At 41.9% G+C, this 17,516-nt stretch carries 12 protein-coding genes and 1 pseudogene; 7 read left to right on the top strand and 6 right to left on the bottom strand.

Going from position 1 to position 17,516, the window contains the following annotated elements:
- Positions 1–282: 282 nt before the first annotated feature.
- Positions 283–858, bottom strand: a complete 576-nt coding sequence (locus NSTCB13_RS09950; protein ID WP_448272181.1) for a TIGR04376 family protein — start codon at positions 856–858, stop codon at positions 283–285.
- A gap of 149 nt (positions 859–1,007) precedes the next feature.
- On the opposite strand from NSTCB13_RS09950, the gene NSTCB13_RS09945 reads away from it, so the two are divergent.
- Positions 1,008–2,513 carry a DUF3131 domain-containing protein gene (locus NSTCB13_RS09945; RefSeq protein ID WP_448272179.1) on the top strand — a complete coding sequence of 502 codons (1,506 nt, stop codon included), beginning with the start codon at positions 1,008–1,010 and terminating at the stop codon, positions 2,511–2,513.
- Between the two features lie 495 nt (positions 2,514–3,008).
- Here the strand turns inward: NSTCB13_RS09945 and NSTCB13_RS09940 are convergent, their stop codons facing one another.
- Positions 3,009–5,462 carry an ATP-dependent Clp protease ATP-binding subunit gene (locus NSTCB13_RS09940; protein WP_448272177.1) on the bottom strand — a complete coding sequence of 818 codons (2,454 nt, stop codon included), beginning with the start codon at positions 5,460–5,462 and terminating at the stop codon, positions 3,009–3,011.
- A 362-nt stretch (positions 5,463–5,824) separates the two neighbouring features.
- Between NSTCB13_RS09940 and NSTCB13_RS09935 the strand changes: the two genes are divergently transcribed.
- Entirely contained in the window at positions 5,825–6,121 is a 297-nt protein-coding gene (locus NSTCB13_RS09935; protein WP_445629415.1) for a DUF3288 family protein, read from the top strand.
- Between the two features lie 243 nt (positions 6,122–6,364).
- Here the strand turns inward: NSTCB13_RS09935 and ypfJ are convergent, their stop codons facing one another.
- Positions 6,365–7,222 (bottom strand): KPN_02809 family neutral zinc metallopeptidase, encoded by an 858-nt coding sequence (gene ypfJ, locus NSTCB13_RS09930; protein WP_448272176.1) that lies wholly within the window; start codon positions 7,220–7,222, stop codon positions 6,365–6,367.
- A gap of 719 nt (positions 7,223–7,941) precedes the next feature.
- Here ypfJ and NSTCB13_RS09925 point away from each other — a divergent pair.
- Positions 7,942–8,355, top strand: a complete 414-nt coding sequence (locus NSTCB13_RS09925; protein ID WP_448272174.1) for a hypothetical protein — start codon at positions 7,942–7,944, stop codon at positions 8,353–8,355.
- Positions 8,261–8,905, top strand: a complete 645-nt coding sequence (locus NSTCB13_RS09920; RefSeq protein WP_448272172.1) for a hypothetical protein — start codon at positions 8,261–8,263, stop codon at positions 8,903–8,905. The genes NSTCB13_RS09925 and NSTCB13_RS09920 overlap by 95 nt, the downstream gene beginning before the upstream one ends.
- Positions 8,906–9,279: 374 nt before the next feature.
- On the opposite strand, the gene NSTCB13_RS09915 is transcribed toward NSTCB13_RS09920, so the two are convergent.
- Together NSTCB13_RS09915 and NSTCB13_RS09910 are read right to left on the bottom strand one after the other, a co-directional pair.
- Entirely contained in the window at positions 9,280–10,791 is a 1,512-nt protein-coding gene (locus tag NSTCB13_RS09915; protein WP_448272170.1) for an MlaD family protein, read from the bottom strand.
- Positions 10,792–10,899: 108 nt separating this feature from the next.
- Positions 10,900–11,683: pseudogene (locus NSTCB13_RS09910) on the bottom strand (ABC transporter ATP-binding protein).
- A gap of 252 nt (positions 11,684–11,935) precedes the next feature.
- On the opposite strand from NSTCB13_RS09910, the gene NSTCB13_RS09905 reads away from it, so the two are divergent.
- Together NSTCB13_RS09905 and NSTCB13_RS09900 are read left to right on the top strand one after the other, a co-directional pair.
- Entirely contained in the window at positions 11,936–12,085 is a 150-nt protein-coding gene (locus NSTCB13_RS09905; RefSeq protein WP_448272168.1) for a hypothetical protein, read from the top strand.
- A gap of 519 nt (positions 12,086–12,604) precedes the next feature.
- On the top strand, positions 12,605–13,663 hold the full coding sequence (locus NSTCB13_RS09900; protein WP_448272167.1) for a threonine aldolase family protein: 1,059 nt from the start codon (positions 12,605–12,607) through the stop codon (positions 13,661–13,663).
- A 323-nt stretch (positions 13,664–13,986) separates the two neighbouring features.
- Here the strand turns inward: NSTCB13_RS09900 and NSTCB13_RS09895 are convergent, their stop codons facing one another.
- On the bottom strand, positions 13,987–14,427 hold the full coding sequence (locus NSTCB13_RS09895) for a thermonuclease family protein (RefSeq protein WP_448269562.1): 441 nt from the start codon (positions 14,425–14,427) through the stop codon (positions 13,987–13,989).
- Positions 14,428–14,849: 422 nt separating this feature from the next.
- On the opposite strand from NSTCB13_RS09895, the gene NSTCB13_RS09890 reads away from it, so the two are divergent.
- Positions 14,850–17,336, top strand: coding sequence for a single-stranded-DNA-specific exonuclease RecJ (locus NSTCB13_RS09890; RefSeq protein ID WP_448272165.1), 2,487 nt, complete (start codon positions 14,850–14,852; stop codon positions 17,334–17,336).
- Positions 17,337–17,516: the final 180 nt, after the last annotated feature.

Below are 17,516 nucleotides of genomic sequence, written 5' to 3'. Positions count from 1 at the left end.
GGAGTACTCATTTGCTATTTCGGAGTACGCATTTGCTATTTCGGCGAACGCATTTGCTATTTCGGAGTACGCATTTGCTATTTCGGAGTACTCATTTGTTATTTCGGCGAACGCATTTGCTATTTCGGCGTATTTTAGCCAATAGGCAATACTTTTCGGATAAGCCTAACAATCTCTCTTTTGGTCTGGGAAAAGGTTAAAGGGCAAAGGGGAAAAGGTAAATTCAAACCCTTTCCCTTTCCCCTTTCCCCCAAAACCCGAAAAGTATTGAGCCAATAGGCGCTACTTCTTCATATTCCGCTTCATTTGCTCTAACTCATCCTGAGTTTCCCAGCTACGGAACTTTTCTTCTAAGTCATCAAAACTACTAGAAAAATTGCTAGTTTGATTTGACCAGCCAATGGTTTCCGAACGCTGCTGGGTTTGCGCTTTAGCACGGGCTGTTTGTGCTTCGGTGGCTTTAGCTTGCACTTCCTGTCGCCGTTGCTGAATTTTTTTCAGTAATTCCTGAGATTGGTTAATGCGTTCTTTCAGCCCTTGCATGTGTCCCCAGCGCTGATTTCCTTCGCGCAACAGGGCTGCTTCTCGCTCAAGAGCCGCAGCCGCCAAATCCTCTCTATTGGCGTTTTTGGCTTTTTGAATACGGATATGCCAACGCTGAATTTCTTGCGCGGTGGAGAGAATTTCTTCTTGCGATCGCTTCTCTTGTAATTTTAAATCTGCGATTAGCCTTAATGTGTCTTCTTCTTGCTCACGCAGCTGTTCTAGCAGCGCCTCTAACTCCAAATGTGGATTATTACGCAAGAATTCTTCTAAACGGTTTTCTAAAAACCGACTCAAATCATCAAATAAGCCCACTGCTAGAACTCCAGAGATCGGGTGCGTGACTATTTTATTGTAGTAGTCAGGTGGACTTCTGGGTGTTAGTTAGATTTGAAAGTTGGGAAGAATGTATTTGGTGAAACTACGCAAATAACCCTGACTTACAACATAAGGCTTTAATCAGTATGAGTTCTGACTTTCAACCACCACCTAAGAGCTTGTCCATACTAGCTACTGTAGGAGGAGTCGTTACCGCTGCGATCGCGATCGCACTTTTAAATGGTTGGTCTAAGCAACTTTCCAATACTTCTATAAAAAAAGCTGAAATATCAACATCCCCAATTGCTTTACAACCAGAGAAACCCCAACCCCCTGTCTTTGGTGTCAAAGATGCTGAAACAGTTGCCAGCCTTGATGCTCAATCCGTAGTTTTGCCAGGTCAACCCATTCCTAAGAATCAATTAACAGTAGCCATAATTCCATACGTTGCTCCTGGAGTTGGAAAACTGACCCCAGAAGAAATGACAACGGCACGTATTGCTTGGTCATACTTCCAACGCAACTGGAACGATGAAACCGGCTTGATCAATTCTGTTGATGGCTTTGCCTCCATAAGTATGTGGGATCAGACAGCAGCGATCGCCGCTTTAGTCAGTGCTAGAGAACTCAACATCGTGCCTGCGGCTGAATTTGAAGCCAAAATGAGCAAAATGTTGAATACACTGGCGTCAATGCCTTTATATAAAGGAGAACTACCCAACAAAGTTTACAATGCGAAAACTCTCGTACCTGTTAATTATGGTCAACTAGATAAACAGGAAGAAATTGGCTGGTCAGCCATCGATTTAGGAAGAATGGCAATCTGGCTGAAGATTGTCGAGGCAAAGTATCCAGAAATGCGACTAGAAACAGCAGCAGTTTGGAAACACTGGCAAGTCAAGCGTCTGACCGCAAACGGTCAAATGTTTGGTACTGCTGTCATCAAAGGCAAAGAACAATACAATCAAGAAGGTCGCTTGGGCTATGAGAATTATGCTGCTTATGGTTTGAAGCTTTGGGGTTTGAATGTTAATAAAGCTTTAGATTATCAGTCCAATACTGCCTTTGTCGATCTTTATGGACAAGGAATTCCTTACGACAAACGGGACTATAAAAACTCTGGAGCCAATAATTACGTTCTTAGCGAACCCTATATCTTAGATGGTATTGAAACTGGGTTTCAAGCTTTGCCTAAAGCTTATGCCGATCGGATTTTAGCTGCCCAAGCCGCGCGTTATGAAGCGACAAAACAATTAACCGCCGTCACCGAAGACAACTTAGATCGCGCGCCATACTTTGTTTACAGCAGCTTATTTGTCAACGGACAACCTTGGGCAACCATCGCGGATACCAGAGAACAGCACAACAATTTGCGATTCCTCAGTGCCAAAGCTGCGATCGGCTGGCATGTGCTTTATAACACTGCTTATACTAGTCAGTTATTTGATTTCGTTCAAGGCAATCTGAAGTCTCAAGAAGGCTGGTACAACGGCTTTTATGAGTCTATGCGTCAGCCGAATAAAACTCTCACCGCTAACAATAATGGTGTAATTATGGAAAGCTTACTGTATAAGCAAGTTGGGCAGCCACTTACTGTTTGGGCAGGAGTCAGGAGCCATAAATCAACGGAGAAAACTATAAAAAGACCGTAATACCATTTTGGATTTTAGATTTTAGACTTCGGCTCCTTTCGACTTCGCGGTAGTTGAATCTCGACTTCGCTCGATTACCGCGCAGTCGAAACTCAAGGCAAGTCGCTCAGTCGTCAGTGACCCTCCTGCTCTCTGCCCCCCTGCCTACACCAAGATCGGATATTTTTTTAACGTGAGTTCGACGAGTGCGATTTTGACCTCTCCCCCAGCCCCTCTCCTACTAGGAGAGGGGAGCAAAAACCCTCCTTACTCGTTACTCCTCCCTCTCCTTTTAGGCGAGAGAGGCTGTCCGGGAGAGGTCTGTCGAACTCACGTTTTTTTAGTTGGAAGTCCCTTATAAATCGCATAAAAAAACCCCTAGCATTTCTACTAGGGGTGAGAAATAATACCATTTCACTTGATGTTTGTCTGAGATGACCCTGTTTATGCCTCTGCTCTACGCAAGAGGCTGGACTGTTTCTCAAATATTACAGTAAAAAGCGATCGGGTATAAAATTAGCCAACATTTGCCAAGAGCAATTCTCGTTTTTCTGATTTTCGTACTCTCACTTGAGAGTCATCATCAACATCAATCAGGGCTGTGTCTCCATCTGTAATTTCACCAGACAGCATTGCTTCGGCGAGAGAATCTTCTAAGAGGCGCATAATTGCCCGACGTAATGGCCTAGCACCGTAGCTGGGGTTATAACCTTCTTGTACCACAAGCTCTTTGAAGCGATCGCTAACTTCTAGGATAATTCCCTTTTCTGTCAAGCGGCTAGCAACATCGCGAAGCATAATTTCGGCGATTTGCTTAACTTCATCTTTGGAAAGCTGGGTGAAGACGATAATCTCATCAAGACGGTTAAGGAACTCAGGACGGAAGTAAGCTTTCAATTCTTCATTTACCAAGGTGCGAATCCGGTTATAACTAGCGTCGGCTTGAGTGTCGAAGTCAAAGCCTAAGCCACTACCGCCTTTTTCAATCACCTTAGAACCGATGTTAGAAGTCAAAATGATCAGCGTATTCTTGAAGTCCACTTTCCGACCTTTGGCATCGGTAAGATGACCGTCATCCAAGAGTTGCAGCAGCATATTGAATACATCGGGGTGTGCTTTTTCGATTTCGTCGAATAGCAGCACTGTGTAGGGTTTGCGTCGCACGGCTTCTGTAAGTTGTCCGCCTTCGTCGTATCCGACATAACCAGGAGGCGAACCAATCAGCTTGGCGACGGTGTGACTTTCCATGTATTCGGACATATCTAGCCGAATCATTGAGTCTTCCGCACCGAAGAAGTAGGCAGCTAGTGCCTTCGCCAACTCTGTTTTACCAACGCCAGTGGGGCCGGAGAAGATAAAGCTCGCAATCGGACGATTGGGATTTTTCAAACCAACGCGGGCGCGACGGATACCGCGAGCTACAGCCGTGACTGCTTGCTCTTGTCCGATAAGTCGCTGATGCAGAGTGTCTTCTAGATGTAAAAGCAACTCTGACTCAGATTCAGTCAGCTTGTTGACTGGTACGCCTGTCCAAGAAGCAACGATTTGGGCGATGTCTTCTTCGTCAACTACAGTCGAGTTGACAGGTTGCTCGTTTTGTGTAAAGGTTGCTTGCAGTTGTTCTGCGAGTTTTAACTCTTGGTCGCGCAGTTGTGTCGCTTTGTCAAAATCTTGGACTCTGACTGCTGCTTCTTTTTCTTTGGTGATACCTGCGAGTTCGCGCTTAAGTTCTTTATTGGGAGAACTTTGGGAGTTCCGCAAACGAACGCGAGAACCAGCTTCATCAATCAAGTCTATTGCCTTATCTGGCAAGAAGCGATCGCTAATATAGCGGTCTGATAATTCTGCGGCGGCTACAAGTGCTGAATCCAAAATTGTGACTTTGTGGTGCTGTTCGTAAGCACCGCGCAAGCCGTAGAGAATTTGTACGGTTTCCTCTACCGATGGTTCTCCAACCTGAATCGGTTGGAAACGACGCTCTAGGGCGGCATCGCGCTCAATATGCTTCCGATACTCATCGAGGGTAGTTGCGCCGATGCACTGGAGTTCACCTCGTGCTAAGGCAGGTTTGAGGATGTTGGCTGCATCCAAGCCACCTTCTGTACCACCAGCGCCAACCAAGGTGTGAATTTCGTCAATCACTAAGATGATATTGCCGACAGTGCGGACTTCTTCCACAACTTTTTTGATGCGTTCTTCAAAATCGCCACGGAAGCGAGTTCCAGCTACCAATGACCCCATATCGAGGCTGATAACTTGCTTGTCTTGCAAACTTTCGGGAACATCTTGGTTGATAATCCGGTGAGCTAGACCTTCGGCGATCGCAGTTTTACCAACTCCTGGTTCTCCAATCAACACCGGGTTATTCTTAGTCCGGCGACCGAGAATTTGGATCGCCCGCTCAATTTCTTTCTGGCGACCAACTACAGGGTCGAGTTTGCCTTCTTGGGCTAATTTGGTCAAATTTCTGCCAAACTCTTCCATTGTTAGCGGTTGGGTGCGCTTTTGACTACCACTACCAGCAAAAGCTGGTGCATTATCACCCAAACGGCGAACTATCGCACTGCGGACACTTTTAAAGTCAACCCCTAGATTTTGCAGTACTTTGGCGGCAACACCTTCACCCGCCTCGGTTAATCCTAAGAGTAAGTGTTCAGTGTTAATGTAATTCTGTCCCAAACTATGAGCTTCTTTAAACGATTGCTCGAAGAGGCTTTTTACTTTAGGAGTAAAAGGAATTTCTGGTGGTACAAAGCCAGAACCCCTACCAATAATTTTTTCTACCTCGCGACGTGCATCTTTGAGGGTAACGCCTAATTCGGCCAGCACTTTAGCAGCAACCCCAGTTCCTTCTCCCATTAAACCCAGGAGAATTTGTTCAGTTCCTACAAAATTGTGTCCCAGGCGACGTGCTTCCTCCTGAGCTAGCATAATTACTCTAATGGCTTCGGAAGTGAAGTGTTCAAACATAATGGGTTCTTGCTTCCTCGCTGCTTGGACTTTGGGTGAGATAAAATTCACCCTCATCTAAAGTTTTTTGTATTTTCTTAAGGACTAATGTAACTTTATTTAAAGTTAAGTGGCAGTGGTGAGAGCCGTAAGACATCAGGTGTACTTGCCGTCTAATGTAACTTGGGAGTAATGAGTTAAGAGTTAGGAGTGATGATTAATTAAGGAGTTATCAATTTTACAATTCCCTTTTGCGTGCAGAAGATTATTTTCTTTTGGCTTTTCTGCTCCTCTGCTCTCGGCTAAACTTAAAAACCAAGACTCATCACTCTTGACTTATAACTCTTAACTCCTAACTCCTAACTTGTAACTCAGGACTGACAATGACTGAAGCAACAGCCGGTAAAGACCAACAACATCCACTTTATAACCGCGATCGCCCCCTTATTGATATTTTACTCGCTCAACAGGCAACAGACTATAACTTAGCAGAATTGGCTAGGCTGCGAATGCGCTATCAAGGGTTTCCAGGGGCGAGAGACATTCAAAAAGACCTAGATAAAGTCTTGCAACAGTGGGGTTTGACCGAAGCCGAGCTTTTTGAGAAAACTCGTCAAATTCATGATTTGGGTGGAATTTACAAAAGCCGTGGCAAGAAAGAGGAACAGGATTGGAATTAGTTATGGGGCAGTGGGCGTTAGGAGTGCTGAGTAATGAGTAATGAGTAATGAGTAATGAGTAATGAGTAATGAGTAATGAGTAATGAGTTAGAGTTATTCTCCCCCTGCCCCCTGCTCCCTGCTCCCTGCTCCCTGCTCCCTGCTCCCTGCTCCCTGCTCCTTGTCCCCTTGTCTCCCTTGCCTCCCCTGCTCCCCTGCTCCCCTGCCTTCAAAGCGATGGAATATTTTTGTAATTGGAAGTCTCTAAGAATTTGTCCTGGCAAAAGTATTACATTTCTGAGGATCGCCCGTTTGGATACCTTGTTTAAACCAACGAACCCTTTGGGCGGAACTACCATGTGTAAAAGATTCTGGCACAGCATAACCTTTAGCTTGTTTTTGCAAGCGGTCATCCCCAATACTGCTAGCTGCATTCAATGCTTCTTCAATATCACCTGTTTCCAGAATTTGCCGCGAGCGTTGAGCATGATTTGCCCAAACGCCTGCAAAACAGTCTGCTTGTAATTCTAATCGCACAGAAAGCTGATTTGCTTGTGTCTGACTCGCTTGGTTCTGCAATCCTCTAACTTGCTGCGAAATCCCCAGTAAATTTTGGACATGATGCCCAATTTCATGAGCAATCACGTATGCTTGAGCAAAATCTCCAGGTGCTTGATATTTAGTCTTTAAATCGCGGTAAAAACTCAAGTCAATATACACTTTTCGATCGCGCGGACAATAAAACGGCCCAACTGCTGAACGTGCAAATCCACAAGCAGACTCTACCGCTCCTGAGTAAAGAACTAACTTTGGTTCTACATAAGTTTTTCCGTCTTGCCGAAACAACTCACTCCATGTATCTTCTGTATCAGCCAGTACAACAGATACAAAATCCGCCATTCGATCTTGAGTTTGAGATCCTGTTGTTTGAGGTGACTCAGCTACCGGGCTATCACTTGGTGGGGAATCTTCTTGCCAAAGGGCACTAGGATCGCCACCCAATAGTAAAACCAGTAGCGATATGAGTGCTACTCCTACGCCCCCACCCACGACAGGAGCGGAAATCTTCATCCCACGCCGATCTTCAACATTTGTACTCCGACGACCTATTTGCCAACGCATAATTACTGCTTACCAAACTCATAAAAAAATACAGCTTGAATTAGGTAGGATGAAATCTACACAAGCCTTTTAGCTATACAAACAAATATTACTTTTTGTATATATCGATCTCTTCTGCCTACGGACAAACTCTAAATAAAGGACACTCAGCCTTTAGGAAGGTTTTGTTAAATAGGTTGCCCATCAAATCATACAAAATTCCCGGACTCCTTATAGAGAACACCACAGTCAGGATGGAAGCGAAATTTCAAAGACGTAAGTTGCATTCCACGACCAAGCTGTGAGAATTTAAAATATCAACACAAGGGAATCTAGTTATGTCTGCGTTGGACATACATATGTAGTTGAGGCTATCCTGTGTCACTCAATACAGTTCGGTTAAAGGTGAAAGGGTAAAGGGGAAAGGTTTTGAATACATCTTTTCCCCAATACCTTCAAACCCATTCCCCAGACCACACTCGATTGTGAAAAATGCTTATCCGAACCGTATGCCGTGTCACTCACTAATAATAATTCCGCATCAGTTAGAGGTTTTCCATCTTGGTGTATTCATTTTTTGACTTGCACCGTTGAGGGTGTTATTGCCTACCTCATAAGCGAGGAATATATTTTATTACTAAGGATAGTTTTGAGTTGAACCAACTCGTATTTAAGATAACAAGTACTGAAGAATCAACTTTGTCAGTGATTAATCTTTCCCCTGCGACCAAGGAGTAATTATGGTTTTAAGTCAATATCAACGTGCTGTAGGCGTATTTACTCATCGGATAGATGCAGAGCGGGCAATACATGAGTTGAGAGCTTCTGGCTTGGCAATGGAGAAAGTATCTATACTTGTACAAAATTCAGATCGCAATCATGAGATTGCCGCTAATGAAGTTAAAGAGGACACTGGTGATAAAGCTGACGAAGGTGCAACAGTAGGAGGGCTTTCAGGGGGCGCTGTTGGTGGGTTAACTGGTTTATTAGTGGGGTCTTGGGACTTTAGCAATCCCTGGAATTGGCCCAATAATGCTGGCTGGGGCGGCAGCAACTGCTTTGGTTACAACCCTTGTTGGGGCAAGTATTGGTGCTGCCACTGGGACTTTTGCTGGTGCATTAGTTGGTTGGGGAATGTCGTCAGAGCAAGCTAGAGCATATAACGAGCGAGTAGAGGAGGGACACTATTTAATAATCGTGGATTGTACATCTTTTGAAATTGCTAAAGTACAAGAAATACTACAGCGTTGGGGTATTGAAGAGTTTGGTATTTACGAGCATCTCAACAGTGAATATGAAACTACAAATTCTCTGACCACAACGACTTCTACTACTGCAATTCCTAATAAAAGTGGGATGATGTCTAAGTATAGTGTTAGTTGCTTTAATAGCATAGATAATGCTGAAGCAGCAATTAAGGATATGTGTATCGCAGGTTTTTCAGTAAACCAGATTTCCTTAATTTGCAAAGACTTTTCTCAATTGGTTGTGCCAACAGGCATTAATTTAAGTGAACGCTTTGACGCTATGAGGTTAGGAATAGCAGATGAGTGGGCACGCTTTTATAATCAGCAAATAGAGCAAGGCAATTACATACTTATCGTTAGTGGCACAGAGCGCGAGCAAGATATAGCTAGGTCTATTCTGGGCAATTATGGGGTTCAAGAGTCTCAAATTTATGACCCAATGTTAATTCGCTCTTAAAAACGGCTGCTGTCATTAATGGGAGCAAACTTATTTGAGTTGTGGAAGATACAGCAGAATTCAGAATTCAGGAGTAAAACACAATACATTCCAGAATGAGCAAAAAAACCCAGATGTAGAGACGCGATTTATCGCGTCTTCAAAGACCAATCATCTACACCAATAACCCTTAACCCAAGCGTATTAGAGTAAAATACGCTTTATATCTGGGTAACAGACTTAGCTTGTGTAGCTCACTAACTTTAAATCTGCTGTATCAATAAGCAATAGGTTTTGCAAGCTGAAAACTCTACTATGAAAATAATCGACACCTTTCAACGTTATAGCAAGTGGTGTCGATTGGCTTCAATACATTCACCTGATAGTAAAATATTTTACTTAAAATTCTCAACATTTCTGCTATGCTCAGGGTCAGCAGTGAGCGTAGCCGAAGGGTCAAGCTGTATTGCCTCTTTCTGTGTCTCCAGTTGCTCCCGTTGCTTGCCGTACTCCCGCAGCTGCTTCAAAAGGTTTTCTTGGGATGAGTTCGGCATAGACGGACTAGGAGTTGGTTGAACGTCGGTGTCGGTACTTGCAAAATTAGCCGCTGAGGGATTATTTTTGTAGATTGGTAGCGACTTGTCATTAATCGCCTGTTGGGTTGGTGCTGGGGTAGGAATTAGATTCTTTGGTTTGCTGACAGCAGCTTTTACCGAATCTAGAGTAGTGGCAACTTGCACTTGTTGCTGCATCTGTTGTGTAGAAGATACTAAACCACTTAAACCATTCACCAATTGCCGCAGATTTTTACGGAAATTAGGATCGCCTGTCAATTCATCTAAATCAGATGTAATTTTTTGGGTATTTTCAAAGGTTACTCGTGCTGAATCTAAAGTTTGTTGCAGCAACACCGCATTTTTTGGATCGTTTAAGCTTTTAGAAGCATCACGTAAATTAGCTGAAGCTTGGGCTGCATTTGCTGAAAGCGCTTCTAAATTGTTGAGTAATTGTCCTTGAGTCAATCGATTGATTGATGGTGATAAGCTACTGACTGTAACACGCAATTGGTTGCTGGTTTCGGTGATATTGTTTAACGCACCAACCAGAGTCGAACGATTTGTTGTCACCAAATTATCCAGGTTGTTCAGCAATCGATTTGCTTGAGTTGCAGTTGCACCAAATTTATTTACTGTTTGATTTGCAGATGCATTAAGTTGGTTTGTTGCCCGTTGTACTGAATTAGCCGTAGCGGAAAAGGTAGCAAGTTGTACTTGTAAGCTTTTGGTTAAACCTTGTAAATCCTGACTTAACTCAGTAAAACTGGATGCTGCGCCTGTGGTAGTTTCTAGAACCCTATTGATATTTCTATAAAATTTTGGATTATTGTATGCAGCAGCTAGGTCAGTGGAACTGCGAATTAAGGCATCAACACTGATGCCAACCTGACCTTGTAAGCGAGAGCCATTACAGACTATCAGAGTACTATCACAACTTTTATCTAGAGGTTTAGCAAGTGCAACCCCAGGAGGTAAGGTTGTTCTTGGTGTGATGTCAATAATACTTTCGCTAATTAATCCGCTTTGATTAGCTTCCACCACTACATTACGGGGGATAATTAAGTCAGTTTGGGCAATTTCAATCACTACATCGATGGCATTTGCCCCTGGTCGAACCTGAGAAATAGTTCCTACCTTAACGCCACGGTAGCGAACTGCTGCTCCCTTTTGCATTCCGCCAGCGTTGGCAAATTCTACAATAATTTTGTATGAACGGCCAGCAGCAGTGAATCTATTTAACCACAGAAAGAGTAATCCAAATACCCCTAGTCCTAGCAGGAGTAATAACCCCACAGAACCTTCTCTAAATGTTCGCCCAGACGCGAAGCGACTTGTCATAAGACCTCGCATTTTTTTGCCTCCACCAACAACCAATAACCAATTAGGAGTTAGGAGTTAGGAATTAGGAATTAGTAGTTAAATTTAACTCCTCACTTTTCACTCCTCACTTTTAAGTTTCTAGCCGGCGACTTTAATCGGGCCTTGAACACTTCCACTGATAAATTGTCTGATCAAGGGATGTTCGGTGTTGTATATTTCACTAACTGTACCTTGCCACTGCACTTTACCTTCATAGAGAAATATAAGTCTATCAGATGTACGGCGGATAGTGCTGTCTTGGTGGGTAACAACAGCATAAGTACTACAAACTCCATGTAAGCATTGCAAGTGGCGGATTAAATCTTCGATGACTGTCGAGGCAATGGGATCGAGTCCGGCAGTTGGTTCGTCGTATAGTAGAACTTCTGGCCCTTCATTGGGATTATCAGGGTTAGACATAATCGCACGGGCAAAACTTACCCGTTTGCGCATTCCCCCGGAAAGTTCGGCTGGGTAGAGGGTCGCCTATTTCTGGCAAACCTACCATCTCCAATTTTTCGTTTACCAAATTTCGGATGCGCGATCGCGGCAGCTTTGAATTTTGATAAAGTAAAAATCCCACATTTTCCTCCACTGTCAGCGAATCAAATAGGGCCGCCTGCTGAAACACCATACCAATGCCAACCTGCTGGCCACCATCCTCAATCAAACCCTCTCGCCGCACTCCTTGCACATAAATTTCTCCTTCATCAGGACTAAGTAACCCCGCTATTACTCGTAAGATAGTTGATTTCCCAGTCCCTGATGGCCCAATAATACCCAGTGCTTCTCCCCGATAAATAGTCAAGTCTACATTATCTAGAACTTTATGGCTACCAAAGGACTTAGAAACACCTTTCAGTTCAATCAATGGTTCAGTCATTAGTTATTTAGTTACTTGTACTGAGCTTGTCCTAAGCGTAGTCGAAGGGCGCAGCCGAAGTATTGGTCATCGATCGTTGGTCATTAGTCAGTAGAAAATAAACAAATGACTACTGAGAACTAACAAAGGACAAATATGCCCAATAATGATTTCATGGTGATTGGTAGGACATTGTATACTGTATTATAAGTAAATAATTAGCATTCTGATTAGCAAACTTTATTTTTCTAGCATAATATTTAGTTATTGGCGATGTTTATCGTCTCAAAATATCCTCAACCCCAAGCTGACGAAGACACCGTAGTAATTAAACATCTCAGTGATGTGAAAATAAAATTTCAGTTTTCTGTAGACATCAGCAAAGTCATTTATATATTATTAATATCCTACTTAACTTTATAACGATTCAGGTTGATACAAAATAGAAAAATCAAATTTAAGTTTTGAAAACAAAAAGGTTCAGACTCGCTATTTTTTATATCAGTCACAAACCTTGTTTTTCATTAATTATAAACTATGGTTATAAAAAATAGCTTCCTGCTATCCAAAGTTATTGTACTTATAGGACTAGTATTTGATTTTTGAAATTACTCGTAGAGGCAGGGAACAGGCAATAGGCAATAGGCAATAGTGAAGAAGAGGATTATAAGTGTACGGATTTTTTTCAGAAATCAAACCGGATTACTATATACCGTTTCTTTGTAAAGCTGCATATATTTACCCCCCGGCTACGCCGTCTCCCCGATGCCTTAGAGGGACTACAGGGGGATTTTATTATGTGCATCTTCATGCAGAATTGGTATTAGCATAATTCTTAAATAACTGGAAAGATTAATAGCATTACTCCCCAAGGGATTTGGCAAATTCAAAAAATATTTACTAAAATTGTAACAATTACTGTTAAAAATCAAAATAGAAATTATGAGTAGCCAATTAGAACAGTTTGCAAGTGATAATTCTTCTGGTATTTGTCCTGAAGCTCTGGAATATATGATTAGGGCAAATCAAGGTAGTGTTCCAGCTTATGGAAATGATGAATGGACTCAAAAAGCAACAGATTATTTTCGGGAACTCTTTGAAATTGATTGTGAAGTATTTTTTACCTTTAACGGTACAGCCGCAAATTCTTTATCTTTAGCTGCTCTTTGCCAGTCATATCATAGCGTCATTTGCCATGAAACATCTCATATAGAAACAGATGAATGTGGCGCACCGGAATTTGCATCTAATGGCTCTAAATTATTACTTGCTCATGGTAAAAATGGTAAATTAACATCAGAGTCTGTAGAGTCAATTGTCACCAGACGTACTGACATTCATTATCCCAAACCTAAAGTTATTAGCATTACGCAATCAACTGAATTAGGAACTTTATATTCTATTGAAGAACTTTTAAGTATTAAAAAAGTTGCAAACAAATATAACTTAAAACTTCACATGGATGGCGCTCGTTTTGCCAATGCAGTTGCCGCTATGAATAAAAGTCCTGCTGAAATTACTTGGAAAACTGGGGTGGATGTATTGTGTTTTTGTGGTACCAAGAATGGAATGGCATTAGGTGAAGCCATTCTTTTCTTCAATAAAGCGCTAGCAGAAGATTTTGATTATCGATGCAAGCAAGCAGGCCAGCTAGCTTCAAAAATGCGATTTATTTCGGCTCCTTGGTTGGGTTTATTAGAAACTGGTGCTTGGCTAAAAAATGCTAGACATGCCAATCAATGTGCTGAATACTTAGAAAATCAACTATTAAATATAGAAGGTGTTGACTTGATGTTTCCTAGAGAAGCCAACGCCGTATTTGTAAAATTACCTGAAGAAGTCATTCACAGCTTAAAAGCCAAGAACTGGCAGTTTTATACATTTATTGGTGTGGGAGGAGTACGTTTTATGTGTTCTTGGAACACTACTCAATCAAGAATTGATGAGTTGATTGGTGATATTAAAAACGCAACAAGAAATGGGGGAAAGGGGAAGGGTTAAAGGGGAAAGGGATAGAATTAATTTCCCTTTAGTCTTTAACCTTTCCTCAATATGTTGCAAAATTTACTTTTGCAACATGTCTTATAAGTAATCAAGGGGGGATGATATTACTTCTTGACAAAAATTAAATATGGAAAATCTCAAACAATAAAATAAATACAGTAATCCGAAAATTCAATACTATTTCAGTTAAGGGTTATTGGTGTTAATTATTGGTTTTTCAAGACGCGAGGAATCGCGTCTCTAGATTAGGGTTTTGTTGCTCATTATGAATCGTATTTTTCTAAAATTGCTTCAGTTATTAGAACTGATAATGTCAACGCTTACTTGGTATGTAATTTCAACTGCAATTTTGATTGTTGCCACAAACCTAAATGCTTATTTTTAGCATTAGCTTCTGCAATTAAAAATTGGGTTTTGGTTTCATAGCAATTTTGTAAAGATTCTTGGTCAACGACGGCATTACCTGACTCTACCAAAAGGAGATTTACTGACTGATTATCTACAAACACTTCACCGGCTGGACGACCATTTTTTAGTTGTTCTGTACTTCTAATTACGACAGGAGTTTGAAGTGGTAATAGCTGTTTTAACTTTTGTGTTGCTGCTAAACCATAGCGCTTGTCAGTTGCCTCTGGTGCGTTAATACACGCTAACTTGACTATAGTTGTTTGTCCTGCATTATCTTTAACTAAAATTGTGTTCCCGTCTGTAATACCAACTACTGTACCTAGCACTAAGATTAGTTGAAGTAATTCCATCATTTTATATGTAATATTTTATGCACAAATAGAATTTTATTTCGGTGCTTAGGTTAGTAGTGTGATTTAACTCACAAGTTGCAAATAAAAATGATATAAAGATTCTACTAAAGACATCTGCTATTGCTATACAACAAAATTATGAAATATTACTTAACTAAATTTAAATTTATACAATAATTAAATAAGTAAAAATAAACTGTATGATTGTAAGCAAAGTTAAATAATTCTAGAATAATTATGCTTGGTTGATTTCAGTCTTTTACGTTTTCGATGATATTATTGTACTTTAATTTCAGTTTGATAACCAAATTCTCTGAGCAATTCCTAGAAGCTTTCTTCACTTTTATAAAAATCAACTCCACAGATTTACAAATTATCCTTGTATTGAAGAGTTTTAACTTCTAAATCCTAACTTTGTTTGTATGCCAGAACAACAGCAGTGGACTATAACAGCAACTGAACAACCACCAGAGTGGTTTATCCAAGCAGTGAAACAGTATACACCTGCATCAAGTGGACTGTATGCAGCGCAGTTGTTGTGGCAACGGGGTATTAGAGATCGTCAACAATTAACAGCTTTTATCAACTATAAAGTTTATCAACCAGCAAGTCCCTTTGAGTTTGGGCAAGAAATGTATCTGGCGATCGCATGCTTGCAACAAGCATATAATACTAAAGAAAAAATCGCCATTTGGGGAGACTTCGATGCCGATGGGATTACCGCTACATCGGTACTTTGGGATGGATTAGGACAGTTTTTTGCTCAAAATACTCAGTTAGTTTACTACATTCCCAATCGTCTGAAAGAATCCCACGGACTTAATAATCAAGGAATTGATAACTTAGCAAAACAAGGTTGCAAATTAATTGTTACTTGCGATACAGGTAGCACAAATGTTGAAGAAATTATCTATGCTAAACAGTTAGGTATAGATGTAATAGTTACAGACCATCACACCTTACCAGCCGAACGCCCATCTGTTGCAGCAATTATTAATCCCCGCTATTTTCCAAAAGAACATCAGTTATTTAATCTTTCTGGGGTGGCGGTAGCTTATAAGTTGGTAGAAGCGCTATATCAAAGCTTGCCTAATGTTGCCAAATATCCCTTAGAAGATTTATTAGATTTAGTTGCAGTTGGATTAATTGCCGATTTAGTGCAGTTAAGTGGAGATTGCCGTTACTTGGCACAGATGGGAATTCAACGACTGCAAGAAGATTTTAAACAGCCAGCAGCAGCGCGGCGGCGTCCAGGGGTGGGGCGATTATTAGAATTGTGTCAGAAAAGTGGCGATCGCCCCACAGATATTTCTTTTGGTTTGGGGCCAAGAATTAACGCCGTTAGTCGCATCCAAGGCGATGCCAGTTTTTGCGTGGAATTATTAACTAGTCGGGATGTCAAACGTTGTAACGAACTCGCCGAAGTTACAGAACTCGCCAACGCCCGCCGCAAATCTTTACAAAAAGATGTGCAAACACAAGTGGCGCAAAAACTTACTCAATTAGATTTATCAACCACCAGCGTCATTGTCTTAGAAGATGCCCAATGGCCTGCGGGTGTATTGGGTTTAGTTGCGGGACAGATAGCACAAGAAACAGGACGCCCGACAATTTTGTTGAGTACGGAAGGAGCAGGGGAAGCAGGGGAGCAGGGGAGCAGGGGAGCAGGGAGCAGGGAGCAGGGAGCAGGGGGAGCAGGGGAAGCAGGGGGAGAAATTACTTCTTTATCTTCTAACTCAGAACTCAGCACTCAGAACTCAGCACTCGTATTAGCTCGTGGTTCTGCTCGTTCGGTTAATTCTGTCGATTTATACCAACTGGTGAAAGAGCAAGCACATTTGTTACATCGCTTTGGGGGACATCCCTTTGCCGCTGGTTTGAGTTTGTTAGTGGAGAACATTCCTTTATTTACAGCGGCGATTAATCAGCAGTTGCGCCAATCTTTAGGTAGTACAACTTTAACGCCAACTGTACAAGCAGACTTGACGGTAACGGTAGCCGACTTGGGGAAAGAGTTATTTTTGGAACTGAAACTGTTAGAACCTTGTGGAATGGGTAATCCTGTTCCGAAATTGCTAATTCAAAACTGCTGGTTTGAAAATTCTTGGCATCGCAATCAGCAGGATTGGCAAGGGAAAAAGGTACAGTACATTAAAGCTGAGTTTGATATTCGGGATGATTCTAGCAGAAGTGCTTTTCCTGGCTTATGGTGGGGACACTACAAAGATGAATTGCCTATAGGAAGGTGTGATTGCATAGCAGAATTAGACTACAACACCTTCAAAAAACGTTATGAAATCAGATTGATTGCCGTGCGTTCTTCTGCTAACTCAGCACTCAACACTCAGCACTTACCACTCATCTTAGACTTACGGAATCAGGAACACTCAGCAACTCAACATGGGCTAAACGCCCCGCTACCGCTAACAGGGCTAATTATTGAAGATTGTCCCACGAATTGGGATGATTTACGTATGTGGTTGCGGCGATGTTTGGCGATCAGCCGCTCTACGTCTGGGCTTGAGAATCAGCAACAATTAGCGATCGCTTGGTCTAAACCTAACCATCAACCACCCAATCAAATTTGGCTGACTCTTGTCGGAATTGCTAAATATCTCAGTCGCACAAACCAAGTAGTTACCCGCAGACAACTTTTAGAGAAAATTGGCATCAGCGATCAAACCTTACTTGTCGGCATCAAAGCTTTAAAATATTTAGGGTTCACAGTTCAACGACAAGACCGTTCTTTACAAATTAGTTGGAATCCAAACGATAGTGCCGAAAACCTAGCTGACGAAGCAGTTGCACGATTTTTAGCTGCTGTCCGAGAAGAACAATTTCAGCAACAGTATTTTGCGGAAGTTCCTTTATCTACGATTGTGGCGATCGCTAGTTACGACAACAAATAAGTCCTATCGGATTCGATCCCGGAAGTTATATCAAGTCCGGCTAATTACTTTTACAGCGATTTTCAGGTAAATGAACCACAAATAGACCTCTCTCTAAACCTCTCTCCTCATAGGAGAGAGGTTTTGATTTTCTCCCCTTCCCTACAAGGGAAGGGGCTGGGGGTTAGGGTCTCATAATTG

Source organism: Nostoc sp. DSM 114160 (assembly GCF_053470305.1).
The sequence above is the reverse complement of the archived record's forward strand: the minus strand, read 5'-3'. Positions and strand labels throughout refer to the sequence as shown.

What these genes read in the sequence shown, in the direction of transcription:
- NSTCB13_RS09945 (WP_448272179.1), top strand. Translation starts at nt 1,008, where the DNA reads ATGAGTTCTGACTTTCAACCACCACCTAAGAGCTTGTCCATACTAGCT.
- NSTCB13_RS09940 (WP_448272177.1), bottom strand. Translation starts at nt 5,462, where the DNA reads ATGTTTGAACACTTCACTTCCGAAGCCATTAGAGTAATTATGCTAGCT.
- NSTCB13_RS09935 (WP_445629415.1), top strand. Translation starts at nt 5,825, where the DNA reads ATGACTGAAGCAACAGCCGGTAAAGACCAACAACATCCACTTTATAAC.
- ypfJ (WP_448272176.1), bottom strand. Translation starts at nt 7,222, where the DNA reads ATGCGTTGGCAAATAGGTCGTCGGAGTACAAATGTTGAAGATCGGCGT.
- NSTCB13_RS09925 (WP_448272174.1), top strand. Translation starts at nt 7,942, where the DNA reads ATGGTTTTAAGTCAATATCAACGTGCTGTAGGCGTATTTACTCATCGG.
- NSTCB13_RS09915 (WP_448272170.1), bottom strand. Translation starts at nt 10,791, where the DNA reads ATGCGAGGTCTTATGACAAGTCGCTTCGCGTCTGGGCGAACATTTAGA.
- NSTCB13_RS09905 (WP_448272168.1), top strand. Translation starts at nt 11,936, where the DNA reads ATGTTTATCGTCTCAAAATATCCTCAACCCCAAGCTGACGAAGACACC.
- NSTCB13_RS09900 (WP_448272167.1), top strand. Translation starts at nt 12,605, where the DNA reads ATGAGTAGCCAATTAGAACAGTTTGCAAGTGATAATTCTTCTGGTATT.
- NSTCB13_RS09895 (WP_448269562.1), bottom strand. Translation starts at nt 14,427, where the DNA reads ATGATGGAATTACTTCAACTAATCTTAGTGCTAGGTACAGTAGTTGGT.
- NSTCB13_RS09890 (WP_448272165.1), top strand. Translation starts at nt 14,850, where the DNA reads ATGCCAGAACAACAGCAGTGGACTATAACAGCAACTGAACAACCACCA.